The organism is Agromyces cavernae, from assembly GCF_021044935.1.
In the GTDB taxonomy this organism is placed as follows: domain Bacteria; phylum Actinomycetota; class Actinomycetes; order Actinomycetales; family Microbacteriaceae; genus Agromyces; species Agromyces cavernae.
This window is the reverse complement of record NZ_JAJNMP010000004.1, coordinates 289,160-302,666: the sequence shown is the minus strand read 5'-3', so window position 1 is coordinate 302,666 and position 13,507 is coordinate 289,160. Positions and strand designations below refer to the sequence as shown.

Here is a 13,507-nt window from a genome sequence, read left to right as displayed (position 1 = left end):
TGATGCTGGATTACCTGCCGCGGCGATCGACCGGAGCCGCACGACAGCCACCGGATCGCCTCCACAAGCCTAACCCCCGTCCGGGTGCTCCCGGCACCGGCGGGCGGTAGCGTGAGGCCCATGGAGTTCTACCGGACGACCCCCAGCCACGACCTCACGTACTCCGACGTGTTCCTCGTTCCGAGCCGCTCCGGCGTGACCAGCCGGCTCGACGTCTCGCTCGCCCCCGACGACGGCTCGGGGGCCACGGTCCCCGTCGTCTCGGCCAACATGAACTCCATCACCGGGCCTCGCCTCGCAGCCACCCTCGCCCGCCGAGGGGGCCTCGGCGTGCTGCCCCAAGACCTGCACCTGCAGGACCTCGCCGAATCGATCCGCTGGGTGAAGGCCCAGTCGCCGCGCTTCGACACGCCCCACTCCTTCGCTCCCGACGCCACCGCCGCCGATGCGCTCGAAGTGCTGCCGCCGTTCGCCGGGCACGGCATCGTGCTGCACGATGCGAGGGATCGATACGTCGGATGCCTCCCCGCGACGCGTCTCGCGACCGCACTGCCCGACGCACGCCTCGGCGACCTCGTGCACGGCGGCATGGCCTCGCTCGACGCCGAAGACGTGGACTCACCGCGGCGGGCGTTCGACCTGATGGTCGACGCCGACCTCGAGTTCGCTCCCGTGCTCGAGCACGGGAGGGTCGTCGGCACGTTGAGCCGCCGCAGTGCGCTGCGCGGCACGATCTACGAGCCGAACGTCGACGCGTCGGGCCGCCTGCGCGTCGCCGCGGCGATCGGCATCAACGGCGACGTCGCCGCCAAGGCGCAGGCGCTCGCCTCGACGGGCGTCGACATGCTCGTGATCGACACCGCGCACGGGCATCAGGAGGGCATGATCCGGGCCGTGTCGATCGTGCGCGACCTCGGGCTCGGCATCCCGATCGTCGCGGGCAACATCGTCACGGCCGACGCGGTCGCCGATCTCGTCGACGCCGGCGTCGACGTGCTCAAGGTCGGGGTCGGCCCCGGCGCCATGTGCACGACACGCATGATGACGGCGGTCGGGCGACCCCAGTTCTCCGCGGTGCTCGAGACGGCCGACGCGGCGCGCGAGCTGGGCGCCGCGGTGTGGGCCGACGGGGGAGTGCGCTACCCGCGAGATGTCGCGCTCGCGCTCGCCGCCGGTGCGGCGTCGGTCATGATCGGGTCGTGGTTCGCGGGCACCATCGAAGCTCCGGGGACGCTTCGGCACGATGCATCCGGCCGGCTCTTCAAAGAGAGCTGGGGAATGGCATCGACGAAAGCCGTCCGCGAGCGGTTCGACCGGCTCTCGCCCTACGAGCTGGCCCGCAAGGAGCTGTTCGCCGAGGGCATCTCGTCATCGTCGATCTACCTCGACCCGCTGCGCCCCTCGATCGAGGACCTGCTCGACATGATCACCGCGGGCGTTCGCAGCTCGTTCACGTACGCGGGGGCGCGTTCGATCGAGGAGTTCCGCGACCGTGCGCTCGTCGGCATCCAGTCGGCCGCCGGGTACGAGGAGGGCAAGGCGCTCCCCGTCAGCTGGTAGAAGTCGTCGGTCGAGGTGCGACGCAGGCGGTGGGTCGAGCAGGCGCGCCGGCGCCGTATCGAGACCAGGTTCCGAGACCACGAGCGATGGTCTCGATCCGGCGCTTCGCGCCCACTCGACCGACGGCCGAACAGCAGGGCCACCGATATACTGGCTGGACAATGGACGATCCTCCTTCTGCGAATACGCCCGGCCATAGACCCTCGCCCGTGACTGATCGGGGAGGCCGAATTGTCTGAGTGGATACTCCTCGGCATCGGATTCCTCCTCACGATCGGCACGGGCTTGTTCGTTGCGAGCGAGTTCGCGCTCGTCAACCTCGATCGCGCCGACCTCGAGGCGCGCCGCGCCAGGGGCGAGACCCGGCTCGGCATGACGATCTCGGCGCTCAAGATCACGTCGACGCACCTGTCGAGCGCACAGCTGGGCATCACGCTCACGACCCTGCTCACCGGGTACACGATGGAGCCGGCGATCTCGTCGCTGCTCGCCGGCCCGCTGACCGCGATCGGCCTGCCCGAGGCGCTCGTGCGGCCGGTCGGCGCGACGACCGCGATCATCATCGCGACGCTGCTCTCGATGATCATCGGCGAGCTCGTGCCGAAGAACTTCGCGCTCGCGCTGCCGCTCGCGACGGCGAAGGTCGTGATCCCGTTCCAGGCGGCGTTCACGTGGGTGTTCCGGCCGGCGATCGCGCTCCTCAACGGCAGCGCCAACGCGTTGCTCCGCGCGATCGGCATCGAGCCGAAGGAGGAGCTGTCGGGTGCGCGCTCGGCCGAAGAGCTCTCGTCGCTCGTTCGCCGTTCGGCGAGCGCCGGCCTGCTCGAGCAGGACACCGCCACGCTGCTCGGCCGCACCCTGCGCTTCTCCGACCTCGACGCGTCCGACGTCATGACGCCGCGCCCCCGTGTGGCGGCGGTTCAACGTCTGGAGCCCGCCGAGTCGGTGCTCGAACTGGCCCGCCAGACGGGCTTCTCGAGGTTCCCGGTGTACGACGAGAATCTCGACGACGTCGTCGGCATCGTGCACGTCAAGCAGGCGGTCGCGGTGCCGCGTGAACGGCGAGCGGATGTCCCGGCCTCGGCGCTGCAGTCCGAGGCGTTGCGCGTGCCCGAGACCATCAAGCTCGACGCGCTGCTCGGCGAGCTCCGCGGCCGCGGATTCCAGATGGCCGTTGTCGTCGACGAGTACGGAGGGACGGCGGGGGTCGCGACCCTCGAGGACCTCGTCGAGGAGCTCGTCGGCGAGGTCGCCGACGAGCACGACCGCACTCGGGCCGGCATCGTGCGGCGCGGCGAGATCGTGAGCTTCCCCGGAATACTGCGGCCCGACGAACTGCTCGAGCGCACCGGCATCCGCGTGCCCGAGAACGGCGACTACGAGACGGTCGCCGGATTCGTGATGGCCGAGCTCGGGCGGCTTCCCGTCGTCGGGGACGAGGTGCCGATCGACGAGGGCACGCTCAGCGTGCAGCGCCTCGACGGACGCCGGATCGACCGGCTGCGCTTCGAACCGACGCCGGTGCACCGGGCGACCGAACTCGAGGAGGCCGAGCGATGAGCGACTGGGTCGGAATCGCGTGGCTGTTCGTGCTGCTCGCCGCGAACGCCTTCTTCGTCGGCGCCGAGTTCGCCGTGATCTCGGCGCGGCGCTCGCAGATCGAGCCCCTCGCCGAGCAGGGTCGCCGGAGCGCGAAGACCGCGCTCTGGGCCATGGAGCACGCCACCCTCATGCTCGCGATGAGCCAGCTCGGCATCACCATCTGCTCGCTGCTCATCCTGAACGTGTCGGAGCCGGCGATCCACCACCTGCTCGAGGTCCCGCTGCAGCTCACCGGCTGGTCGCCCGAGGTCATCTCGACGATCGCGTTCGTGATCGCGCTCCTGCTCGTGTCGTACCTGCACGTCGTGTTCGGCGAGATGGTGCCGAAGAACCTCTCGTTCTCGCTGCCCGACCGGGCGGTGCTGCTGCTCGCACCGCCGCTCGTGTTCGTCGCCCGCATCTTCAAGCCGATCATCATCGCGTTGAACGCGACGGCGAACGGCGTGCTGCGGCTCTTCGGCGTCGAACCGAAGAGCGAGGCGAACTCGACGTTCACGCTCGAAGAGGTGCAGACCATCGTCGACCAGTCGCGGCGCGAGGGCGTGCTCGACGACGCGAGCGGCACGCTCACGGCGGCGTTCGAGTTCACGACGAAGCGCGTGAAGGATGTCGCGGTGCCGGTCGCCTCGCTGGTGAGCCTTCCTCCGGGCGCCACGCCGGGCGATGTCGAGCGGGCGGTCGCGCGGAGGGGCTTCTCGCGGTACCCGATCCTCGGCGCCGACGGCGAACCCGAAGGCTACGTGCACCTGAAGGACGTCCTCGACCTCGACGACGACGAGTTCGACGACCCCATCCCGCCCAAGCGCGTCCGACGGCTCGTGTCGATCTTCGACGGCACCGATCTCGAGGACGCCCTCGCGACGATGCGCCGGCTCGGCACGCACGTCGCTCGGGCCTTCGACGAGGACGGCGCCGCGACGGGCGTGATCTTCCTCGAAGACATCATCGAGGAGCTCGTCGGCGAGGTGCAGGACGCCACCCGGCGAGGGTGAGCGACCCCGGTCGCCTGCAGGTGTGACGGCGCCCGCCCGGGCGTAGACTGCTCCCCGTCCGACAAAGGCGAGGTGTTCTCATGTTCGACAAGGTGCAGTGCTACGGCGTTCTTCCGGCCTCGGATCTCGAGCGAGCGGTGAAGTGGTGGAAGGACGTGTTCGGCCTCGAGCCCGACATGACCGACGAGGGCGGGGTCATGTTCCAGATCGGCGGCACGGCGGTGCTCGTCTACGAGACGCAGTTCGCCGGCACCGCGAAGAACACGGCGTTCGGCATCGACACCGACGACTTCGACCGTGACGCCGCGGCGCTGCGGGAGCGCGGCATCTCGTTCCTCGACTACGACCTGCCGGGCGTCAAGACCGTCGATGGCGTCGCCGACCTCGCCGGCATGCGCACCGCCTGGTTCAACGACAGCGAGGGGAACATCATCGCCATCGGTCAGCGCCCGTGAAGGGCAGCGGGTCCGATCACCACTCCCCGTCGTTCACCTCGGGCCTCGCCCGCAGGTACTGAACGGGCCACATCGTCGTGTCGGCGCCCAATTCGTGAGCGGCGCGCAGGGCGAAGTGGGGGTCGCGCATCATCGCCTTGCCGAACATGACGGCGTCGGCTCGGCCGGTGGCGATGAGTTCCTCGGCGTGCCGCGCGTTCGTGATGCGCCCAACGGCTGAGACCGGGACATCCGATCGCTCGCCGACGTACTCGGCGAAATGCGCCTGGTATGCGGGGCCGATCGGGATGTCGGCGGACGCCACGAGGCCGCCCGTCGAGATGTCGAAGAAGTCGGCGCCGGCATCGGAGGCCCATCCGGCGACCGTCGCGGTCTGCGCCTCGTCCCATCCGCCGGGACTCCAGTCGGTCGCCGAGAATCTCACGAACACGGGCATCGCCTCGCCGACCTCGGCGCGCGCCGCGCGCACGATCTCGAGCAGCAGGCGCGCGCGGTTCTCGAGGGTGCCGCCCCAGTCGTCGGTGCGCAGGTTCGACAACGGCGACAGGAACTGGTGCACGAGATAGCCGTGCGCGGCGTGCACCTCGACGAGGTCGAACCCCGCGGCGATGGCGCGCCGGGCGGCGGTGCGGAAGTCGTCGATCACCGCGGCGATGCCCGCCTCGTCGAGCGCGGCCGGCTCGCGCAGGCCGTCGAACGCGACCGCCGAAGCCGACACCGTCGGCCAGCCGCCCTCGTCGAGCGGCTGCGAGCCGCGGCGCCGGGTCGGCTCGGGCCAGACCGACGCCTTGCGGCCGGCATGGGCGAGCTGCACTCCCGCCGCGGCGCCCTGCGAACGAAGGAATCGCGTGATGCGCGCCCAGGCGTCGGCCTGCGCATCGTTCCAGAGCCCGGTGTCGTGATCGGAGATGCGCCCCTCGGGGCTCACCGCCGTCGCCTCGGCCATGATGAGCCCGGCGCCGCCGGCCGCCATCGCGCCCAGATGCACCAGATGCCAGTCGTTCGGCACGCCGTCGCGGGCGTCGACCGAGTACTGGCACAGCGGCGGCACCCATACTCGGTTGCGCATCGTGAGGCCGCGGATCGTGATGGGGGTGAAGAGCCCCGCCGCGGCATCCGTCGACCCGATCGGCTCGTCGACCGACAGCGCCGCCGTCGTCTCGGCGGCGTCGGTCGCGCTCATGCGAGATCCCTCAACCAGGACTCGAGCGCTCGGGCATCGGCGAAGACGTGCCCGTCACCGCCGACGGCCCGCGCACCCTCGACGTTCTCGGCCCGGTTGTCGACGAAGAGCAGATCGGCGGGCTCGATGCCGAGCTCGGCCATCGCGTGCCGGTAGATCTCGGGCTCGGGCTTGACGAGACCCAGCTCGCCGCTCACGAACACCCGCTCGAACAGCGGCGCGAACGAACCATGGCGGAGCCAACCCGCGAAGTCGGCCCCGGCGTTCGAGAGCAGCGCGATGCGCGTGCCCCCGGCGACGAGCGCATGCAGGACGCGCAACGTGCCCGGGTCGACCGAGAGCCAGCTGCGGTGATCGATGGCCCAGAGCTCATGCACGTCGATGGGGTTCCACTCGGCACCGACATCGCGTGCGACGGCCTGCCAGTATGCGTCGATCGACGTCGTGCCCCGGTCGAGGCCCTCGCGGTGCGCCCAGTACGCCGTCCAGAACGGGTCGGCTGCGACGCCCGCCCGGGCGAGCAGCGCAGCCTGTTCGGCGGCGCCCGGCGCGCGTGAGATGACCTCGCCGTAGTCGAAGACGACGACGCGCGGTGTGAGGCTGATCGGAGCGAGGGCTGACGTGGACATCCCCCTCAACCTATCGTTGGACCATGAGCGTGTCGTGGCGGGAGTGGACAGCGGCGGAATGCGTCGAATGGGTCGCGCCGCCGAGCCCCGACGACGACAAGTACTCGCGCGGCGTGCTCGGCGTGATCACCGGGTCGCCCGATTATCCCGGTGCCGCCGTGCTCGGCGTCGAGGCCGCGTGGCGCGCCGGGGCCGGCATGGTCCGCTACAGCGGCCCCCGCCCGGTGCGCACCGCCGTGCTGGCGCAGCGGCCCGAGACCGTGACGGTCGCCGGCAGGGTGCAGGGCTGGCTCGTCGGCTCGGGCATCGACCCGCGCCGGCGTTCGTTCGTGCTGCAGGGCGACCTGCAGCGCGCGCTCGCCTCGCGCGTGCCCGTGGTGCTCGACGCCGGCGGCCTCGACCTCGTCGGCACGCACACGGCGCCCACCGTGATCACTCCGCACGCGCGCGAGCTCGCGAACCTGCTCACCGCCCGCGAGGTCGATGCGAGCGTCGCCGAGGTTCGGGCCGAGCCGGCGGTCTGGGCCGAGCGGGCCGCGCGCGAGCTCGGCGTGGCGGTGCTGCTGAAGGGGGCGGTCACCCGCATCGTCGACCCCGACCGCGACGCCTACGTCGTGACCGCGCCGACGCACCGACTCGCGACCGCGGGCAGCGGCGACATCCTCGGCGGCATCCTCGGTGCGCTCGTCGCGACGAATCACGACGCGCTCGCCGTCGACGCCGAGGTGCTCTCGAAGCTCGCCGCGACGGCGGCGTGGGTGCACGGCGAGGCGGCGAGGCGCGCGAGCGCCGCGGTCGGCGGCGGCCCGATCGTCGCGCTCGACATCGCTGCCGCGCTGCCCGGCGTGATCGGCTCGCTGCTGGCGCGCTGAAGGCGGCACGCGTCGTCGTGGCGCACCGTCGCGGATTCCGACGCTCGGTTAGGCTCGTCGTCGTGACTCAGAGAGGCGAGCGCGAGGCGACCGTGCGCACGGTCGGCGTGGTCCGCCGCTTCCTCGGGGGACGCGCCGCCCTCTGGGCCGGGTTCTTCCTCGTGCACGCGGCGCTCATCGGGTTGAACCTGTTCGGCCAGGGTCAACCGCTCGGCGACGTCTCCTGGGTGTATCGCGTCTGGGCCGAGAATGCCGTCGACGGGCTCGTGCGCATGGGCATCGACGTGCCCTGGGTCTACCCGATCCTCGCGTTCGCCCCGATGACCGCGGCGCTCGCCCTCGGCAGCGAATCGTATGCACAGACCTGGCTGGCCATCGTCACCGTGCTCGACGCCATCGCCTTCACGGTCCTGCTGGGCAGCAGCCCGCGGCTGTCGCGCACGCGGCGCATCGCGGCGTGGTGGTGGGTCGGATTCCTCGCCCTGCTCGGCCCCATCGCGCTCGGCCGTATCGATGCGATCACCGTGCCGCTCGCGATCACCGGGCTGCTCTTCGCCGCCGGGCGACCTCGGGTCGCCGCCGTGCTGCTCACCGTCGGCGCCTGGGTGAAGGTCTGGCCTGCCGCCCTCGTCGCTGCACTGGTCATCGCGGCGCGCCGGCGCGTCGAGGTCGCCACCGTTGCGTTCGCGCTCAGCGCAGGCATCCTCGCGGTGAGCGTCGTCGCCGGAGCGGGCGCGAATGCCGTCGGCTTCATCGTCGAGCAGGCGGGCCGCGGCCTGCAGGTCGAGGCACCGCTCGCGACGGCCTGGCTCTGGCAGATCGTTGGGGGAGCGAAGCACGTCACGATCGAGTACGACCGCGACATCCTGACGTTTCAGATCGAAGGGCCGGGTGCGGATGTCGCAGCAGCGGTCACGACGCCCCTCATGATCCTCGGGGTGGCGGCGGTCGTGCTGCTCGGCGTGCGCGCCGCGCTGCGGCAGGCGCACCTCGGTGAACTGCTCGCCCCGCTCTCGCTCGGGTTCGTCGTCGTGCTCATGCTCGCGAACAAGGTGGGATCGCCGCAGTTCGCGACGTGGCTCGCTGCGCCGGTCATCCTCGGCCTCGTGTACCGGCCGGCGAGGTTCGCCGTGCCCGCCGCGCTCGCCGCCGCCGTGGCGCTGCTGACCCACATCATCTACCCGTACTGGTACGGCTGGCTGCTGGTCGCGAATCCGGCATTCGTGTTCCTGCTGACGGTGAAGTCGGCGCTCCTGGTCGCCCTGCTCGTGTGGTCGCTGCGAGCGGTGTGGCAGGCTGGGAGACCGAACCCGGGTAGTGAGGAGTAGGGCCGATGCTCGTCGCGTTCTCAGTGGCACCGAGCGGCACGGGCCGCGCCGACGGATCCGTGCACGACGCCGTCGCGGCGGCCGTGAAGATCGTTCGCGAATCGGGGCTCCCGAACCGGACGACGTCGATGTTCACCGAGCTCGAAGGCGAATGGGACGAGGTCTTCGACGTCGTCCGCCGTGCGACCGAGGCCGTCGGCGAATACGGATCGAGGGTGTCGCTCGTGCTGAAGGCCGACATCCGGCCGGGCTACTCCGGCGAGCTCGATGCGAAGATCGATCGGCTCGAGACCGCGATCGGCGAGGCGGGCGTGGGCGAGGCGGGCGCGGACGCGTAATCCGCCGCGATGCTGACCGAGGCGACCGCCGACGAGGTGCTGCCGTGCCTCCTCGTCCGGGACTGAACGCAGGACTCGAAGGTCCGGGGTGCAGTCCGACCGTCGAGTCGTCATGTTGCGCGGTCGGCTGTCGAATCGATTCGATCTATGCGAGAATCGGTCGGGTGACCCTCTTGACCGACGGGCCGACGACGTTGTCGCCGGCCCGTATTCGTTTTGCGCTCCTCGCGCTCGCGCTCGGCGGCTTCGGCATCGGATCGACCGAGTTCGTCGCCATGGGCCTGCTCCCCGACATCGCGCAGGACCTGTTCCCGTCGCTGTACGCCGATTCACCCGCCGACGCCAACGCGAACGCGGGCTGGATGATCTCGGCGTACGCGCTCGGCGTCGTGGTCGGTGCGCCGACGATCGCCGCGGCCGCGGCCCGTTGGCCCCGCAAGCGACTGCTGCTCGTGCTGCTCACGGCGTTCACGCTCGGCACCGTCGCGTCGGCCCTGCTGCCCACCTTCGAACTGGTGCTCATCGCCCGATTCGTGGCGGCGCTGCCGCACGGTGCGTACTTCGGCATCGCCTCCCTCGTCGCGGCGAGCCTCATGGGACCAGGCCGGCGCGCCCGCGGGGTGGCGCTCGTGCTCTCGGGACTGACCATCGCCAACGTCATCGGGGTGCCGGCCATCACCTGGCTCGGGCAGAACGCCGGCTGGCGCACCGCCTACCTCGCGGTCGCCGCGATCTTCGCGCTCACCTTCCTCGCGGTGCTCGTCGCCGTGCCCTGGCAGGCCGGCGACCCCGGCGCCACGATCGCCCGCGAGCTGCGGGCGTTCACGCGTGCCCAGGTGTGGTTCGCCCTCGGCATCGGCGCGATCGGGTTCGGTGGACTCTTCGCCGTCTACACGTATGTCGCGCCGCTCGCGACCGAGGTCACCGGGCTCCCGCCCGAGTCCGTGCCGATCGTGCTGATCGTCATCGGACTCGGCATGACGGTGGGCAACATCGTCGGCGGCAGGTTGGCCGACTGGAGCGTGCGCCGGTCGATGTACCTGTTCTTCGCGATCCTCGCGGCGGCGCTCGTGCTGCTCGGCCTCACCGCGACCGCGGCCGCGGGACTCTTCCTCGGGGTATTCCTCGTCGGCGGGGCATCCGCTGCACTCTCCCCGACGATCCAGGCACGCCTCATGGACGTCGCACGCGACAGCCAGTCGATCGCCGCCGCGCTCAATCACTCCGCGCTCAACATCGGCAACAGCCTCGGGGCGCTGTTCGGCGGTCTCGCCATCGCGGCCGGACTCGGCTACGTCGCACCCGTGTGGATCGGGCTCACGCTCACGATCATCGGCGTCGCGCTCGCCCTCGGCTCGTTCGGCCTCGACCGCGCGAGGGGGCGTCGCGGAGTGGCGGTGCCCTACGCGACGGGCGCGATGGAGGCGGTGGACGCCTGAGCCACGGATGACTCAGTCGGACTGCAGCAGGATCCCGTCGAGGATGGCACGCTTGCGCAGTGCCACCTTCGTGCCGACGTCGTAACCCGATGCACGGTACTTCTCGCGGATGCGCTTGAGGTAGCTCTTGGCGGTCTCTTCGGAGATGCCGAGCTGGAAGGCCACGGCCTTGACCGGCTGGCCGGCGCCGTAGAGGGCCATGACCCGGCGCTCCTGGGCCGAGAGCTTGGGCAGCGTGCCGTCGTCGAGGAGCGCCTGCTCGAGCTCTGGAGTGAGGTACGAGTCGCCGACTCCGGCGGCCCGGATCGCCTCGATGATGGACTCGACGGGCTCGGACTTCACGAGGTAGCCCATCGCCCCGGCGCTGAGCGCCTCGCGCACGACGGCGGCCTCGGAGTAGTTGCTCATGAGCATCGTCTTCACGCCGGCCGACTTCAGCATCGACAGCTTCAGCGAGATCGGGATGTTGTCGCGCAGGTCGAGGTCGAGCAGCACCACGTCGACGGGGAAATCGGGGTGGGCGAGCAACTCGGACCACGACGGCACCGCCGCGACGAGCTCGATCTCGGACGAGGCCCCGCGGAGCCACTCGGAGAGCGCGCCGAGCAGCATGCGGTGATCGTCGACGATCGCGAGTCTGATCGGATCTGCGGTGTCGGCCATTCAGCTCCCCCTCGGATTGGCCGCGCTTCGTGCGGCCGTTGCACTTGCCGACGACGTGGAGTTCGTCTGGCATTCGATCTCGATGCGGAAGGATTCGGCCCCCGCGACGAGGTCGTGTCTTCCGACACTATCCACAGCCTCCCACGTCGCCGGGTCGAGACGCCGTAAGACGACGCCGAACACTTCGATGTCGATCTCGACAACGGGCGAGGGCGTGTGGTCGTCGTCGGTCGCCGGAGTCCGCAACTCGACCGCGATCGGCTCCGTCGGCGCCTTGCGACGTTCGCCGACGAGCAGCCAGAGGGCGAGCAGCAGGCCGTCGCGCTGCTGCTGCGACAACAGTCCCGCCGCGCCTTCGGGATCGTCGAGCACGACCCGGTTGCTGAGATACGCCGACTCGAGGACGGCGTGCTTCAGCCACGTGTCGGTGCGCCCCTCGATGAGGCGCGCCCGGAGCCTCGCAGCGACGGCCGCCGCCCGCTCGGCAGCGGCAGTCGGGAGCGGGATCGCGATGCGCCCGGAGCCGACATCGTCGAGCAGTGTCTCGGCGTCGAAGTCGAGCTTCGCGAGTTCCTCGGACGCCTGCATTCCGACGGCGATGGGGGCGGTCGACACGGTGCTCTGCACGAGCGACAGGTCGAGTTCGCGGCCCACGAGTGAGCGGAACCCGCTGATCGCGAAGACCGCGAGCAGCGTCGGCAGCACCGCGGACACGGCGACGGCGAGGCCCACGACGGTGTACTCGCCGGCCTCGCTCGCCTGCAGGAGCGTCGATGTCGCGATGACGACACCGATCGCGCACGCGACGGCGAGCGGTACCCGCGTGCCGCGGATCGCCGCGACCGGCATCAGCACCGCTCCGGCAGCCGCAGCAGCGGTGGGCGTCACGCCGCGGTCGAGATGCCCCCAAGTCGCGGCTACATCGAGCCACACGGGCACGGCGAGCGCGACCAGCAGGGTGACGTAGAGCCAGTCGGGGAGCGGGTTCGACCGCGAGACCAGGCGGGATGCGACGCCGACGCCGAGGATCGCCGCGAGGGCCAGCCAGGCCGCCCACGGACCGATCCCGGCGGCGTAGAACGGTGCCAGCATCACGGCTCGCAGCAGGTCGGCCACGATGACGATGGCCGCGGTGATGGTGACGCCGGTGGCGAGGCGGCGCCCGCCATGACGCTCGCGGACGTCGCCCGCCGCGAGGGCGGAGCGATTCGGCCGTCGGAACGGCTGCGATTCTGCGCGGGTCGATGCGTGGCTCACGGCTTGGGCACCTCGAGCATCACGGTGGTTCCCGAACCCGGTGATGAGAACACCCGTGCCCGCCCTCCGACCGTGCTCAGCCGCCCGACCACCGACTCCGCATAGCCGAGCCGGCGCCCGTCGACCGTCTCCGGTTCGAACCCGTTCCCCGCATCGGTGACCATCGCCCGCACCGTGCGCTCGTCGTCGGTGACGGTGACGTCGGCCTCGTTGACGCCCGAGTGCCGGCGCACGTTCTCGAGGCACTCGCCGAGCGCGCCGAGCAATGCGTCGAGGGTCTCCCGGGGCAGTGCGAGCGACTGGCCCGCACCGTGCCAGTTGACGTCGAGGCCCATACGGGCGAAACGCTGCCGCACCGACTCGAAGGTCGTCCCGAGGATGTCCTCGTCGGCCTCGGGGGAGAAGATCGCGTCGGACGCCGTGTCGAGCGACGCGCCGAGCCGGAGTTGCTTGAGCAGCCGGGCATCGTCGCCGGCCTGCTGGCGCAATGCGCCGACGCCCACGCCGACACCCGAGTGGGCGAGCAGGCTGAGCGTCGCGAGGACGGTGTCGTGCAGCACCCGGGCGTCCTGCCGCTGCCGAGCCTCGAGCTCGCTCGCGAGCCGTTCAGCCTGGTGGGCGCGCCCGACCTCCTCGATGCGGGCGGCGGCTCGGGCGATGGCCGCATTGAGCGCGAGTCCGAGCGATGCGGCCGCGGCCCAGCCCGCGATCGCCGAGATGAGCACGACGGGTATCGGGTGCCCGCTGACGGCGAAGAAGACGAGGAGGGTCGCGATGATGACGGCGGCGAACGCGAACACGAGCGACGGCCCGCGGCGGCGCACGACGAGCGTGATCGCGACCGACGGCGCCGTGACCGACGCGGTGGCGGACACGGCGGTCAGCACGACCGGGTCGAGCACGGGGGCCGTCGCGAGCACGGCGATGAGCAAGGCCGACACGCCGACGACGCCGACCGCGGTCGGCACTCCGCCGCGTTCGGTGTGCAGGAACACGAGCGCGCCAGCGGCGACGCAGAGCAGCGCCGCCGCAGCGAACTGGATCCCCGTGGCCGTCCCGGGCACGAGCACGCACAGAAGGCCGCCGACGGCACCCGTCAGACCGCAGATGCGAGCGAGCTTGCGCAGCAGTCGATCGCGTTCCTTCTGGATGCGCTTCATGGACACCCCCTCGCGTGACGGCGCAGGCC

The 13,507-nt window shown here is 71.0% G+C and carries 13 protein-coding genes; 8 read left to right on the top strand and 5 right to left on the bottom strand.

All coding sequences use genetic code 11. The features are described from left to right. The first annotated feature begins 120 nt into the window (after nucleotides 1-120). The 4 genes from guaB1 (at nucleotide 121) to LQ757_RS17045 (ending at nucleotide 4,609) form a co-directional block, all read left to right on the top strand. Nucleotides 121-1,560 (top strand): GMP reductase, encoded by a 1,440-nt coding sequence (gene guaB1 / locus LQ757_RS17060; protein WP_231048467.1) that lies wholly within the window; start codon nucleotides 121-123, stop codon nucleotides 1,558-1,560. Nucleotides 1,561-1,791: 231 nt separating this feature from the next. Next, entirely contained in the window at nucleotides 1,792-3,120 is a 1,329-nt protein-coding gene (locus LQ757_RS17055; RefSeq protein ID WP_231048466.1) for a hemolysin family protein, read from the top strand. Continuing rightward, on the top strand, nucleotides 3,117-4,154 hold the full coding sequence (locus LQ757_RS17050; protein WP_231048465.1) for a hemolysin family protein: 1,038 nt from the start codon (nucleotides 3,117-3,119) through the stop codon (nucleotides 4,152-4,154). Before LQ757_RS17055 ends, LQ757_RS17050 begins: the two co-directional genes overlap by 4 nt. An 80-nt stretch (nucleotides 4,155-4,234) precedes the next feature. After that, entirely contained in the window at nucleotides 4,235-4,609 is a 375-nt protein-coding gene (locus tag LQ757_RS17045; RefSeq protein ID WP_231048464.1) for a VOC family protein, read from the top strand. Nucleotides 4,610-4,625: 16 nt separating this feature from the next. Here LQ757_RS17045 and LQ757_RS17040 read toward each other — a convergent pair whose 3' ends face one another. Together LQ757_RS17040 and LQ757_RS17035 are read right to left on the bottom strand one after the other, a co-directional pair. Continuing rightward, a complete protein-coding gene (locus tag LQ757_RS17040) occupies nucleotides 4,626-5,792 on the bottom strand; it encodes an NADH:flavin oxidoreductase/NADH oxidase (RefSeq protein ID WP_255681657.1) in 1,167 nt (388 codons plus the stop codon). Next, nucleotides 5,789-6,421, bottom strand: a complete 633-nt coding sequence (locus LQ757_RS17035) for an HAD family hydrolase (RefSeq protein WP_231048463.1) — start codon at nucleotides 6,419-6,421, stop codon at nucleotides 5,789-5,791. Before LQ757_RS17035 ends, LQ757_RS17040 begins: the two co-directional genes overlap by 4 nt. Before the next feature lie 23 nt (nucleotides 6,422-6,444). On the opposite strand from LQ757_RS17035, the gene LQ757_RS17030 reads away from it, so the two are divergent. From LQ757_RS17030 to LQ757_RS17015, 4 genes are all read left to right on the top strand, one after another. After that, entirely contained in the window at nucleotides 6,445-7,293 is an 849-nt protein-coding gene (locus tag LQ757_RS17030) for an ADP-dependent NAD(P)H-hydrate dehydratase (protein ID WP_231048462.1), read from the top strand. 62 nt (nucleotides 7,294-7,355) lie between these two features. Next, nucleotides 7,356-8,621 (top strand): glycosyltransferase 87 family protein, encoded by a 1,266-nt coding sequence (locus LQ757_RS17025; protein WP_231048461.1) that lies wholly within the window; start codon nucleotides 7,356-7,358, stop codon nucleotides 8,619-8,621. A gap of 5 nt (nucleotides 8,622-8,626) precedes the next feature. After that, on the top strand, nucleotides 8,627-8,959 hold the full coding sequence (locus tag LQ757_RS17020; protein ID WP_231048460.1) for a thiamine-binding protein: 333 nt from the start codon (nucleotides 8,627-8,629) through the stop codon (nucleotides 8,957-8,959). 164 nt (nucleotides 8,960-9,123) lie between these two features. Beyond that, the gene (locus LQ757_RS17015; protein ID WP_231048459.1) at nucleotides 9,124-10,398 is read left to right on the top strand and encodes an MFS transporter; all 1,275 of its coding nucleotides are present in this window, start codon (nucleotides 9,124-9,126) and stop codon (nucleotides 10,396-10,398) included. A gap of 12 nt (nucleotides 10,399-10,410) precedes the next feature. Here LQ757_RS17015 and LQ757_RS17010 read toward each other — a convergent pair whose 3' ends face one another. The 3 genes from LQ757_RS17010 to LQ757_RS17000 are packed head-to-tail and all read right to left on the bottom strand — an operon-like array spanning nucleotide 10,411 to nucleotide 13,478. After that, nucleotides 10,411-11,061: a response regulator transcription factor gene (locus tag LQ757_RS17010; protein ID WP_231048458.1), complete on the bottom strand. Its 651-nt coding sequence runs from the start codon at nucleotides 11,059-11,061 to the stop codon at nucleotides 10,411-10,413. After that, nucleotides 11,062-12,318, bottom strand: a complete 1,257-nt coding sequence (locus LQ757_RS17005; protein ID WP_231048457.1) for a hypothetical protein — start codon at nucleotides 12,316-12,318, stop codon at nucleotides 11,062-11,064. Beyond that, the gene (locus LQ757_RS17000; RefSeq protein WP_231048456.1) at nucleotides 12,315-13,478 is read right to left on the bottom strand and encodes a sensor histidine kinase; all 1,164 of its coding nucleotides are present in this window, start codon (nucleotides 13,476-13,478) and stop codon (nucleotides 12,315-12,317) included. Before LQ757_RS17000 ends, LQ757_RS17005 begins: the two co-directional genes overlap by 4 nt. Nucleotides 13,479-13,507: the final 29 nt, after the last annotated feature.

What these genes read in the sequence shown, in the direction of transcription:
- LQ757_RS17010 (WP_231048458.1), bottom strand. Translation starts at nt 11,061, where the DNA reads ATGGCCGACACCGCAGATCCGATCAGACTCGCGATCGTCGACGATCAC.
- LQ757_RS17030 (WP_231048462.1), top strand. Translation starts at nt 6,445, where the DNA reads ATGAGCGTGTCGTGGCGGGAGTGGACAGCGGCGGAATGCGTCGAATGG.
- LQ757_RS17020 (WP_231048460.1), top strand. Translation starts at nt 8,627, where the DNA reads ATGCTCGTCGCGTTCTCAGTGGCACCGAGCGGCACGGGCCGCGCCGAC.
- LQ757_RS17035 (WP_231048463.1), bottom strand. Translation starts at nt 6,421, where the DNA reads ATGTCCACGTCAGCCCTCGCTCCGATCAGCCTCACACCGCGCGTCGTC.
- LQ757_RS17050 (WP_231048465.1), top strand. Translation starts at nt 3,117, where the DNA reads ATGAGCGACTGGGTCGGAATCGCGTGGCTGTTCGTGCTGCTCGCCGCG.
- LQ757_RS17000 (WP_231048456.1), bottom strand. Translation starts at nt 13,478, where the DNA reads ATGAAGCGCATCCAGAAGGAACGCGATCGACTGCTGCGCAAGCTCGCT.
- LQ757_RS17040 (WP_255681657.1), bottom strand. Translation starts at nt 5,792, where the DNA reads ATGAGCGCGACCGACGCCGCCGAGACGACGGCGGCGCTGTCGGTCGAC.
- LQ757_RS17045 (WP_231048464.1), top strand. Translation starts at nt 4,235, where the DNA reads ATGTTCGACAAGGTGCAGTGCTACGGCGTTCTTCCGGCCTCGGATCTC.
- guaB1 (WP_231048467.1), top strand. Translation starts at nt 121, where the DNA reads ATGGAGTTCTACCGGACGACCCCCAGCCACGACCTCACGTACTCCGAC.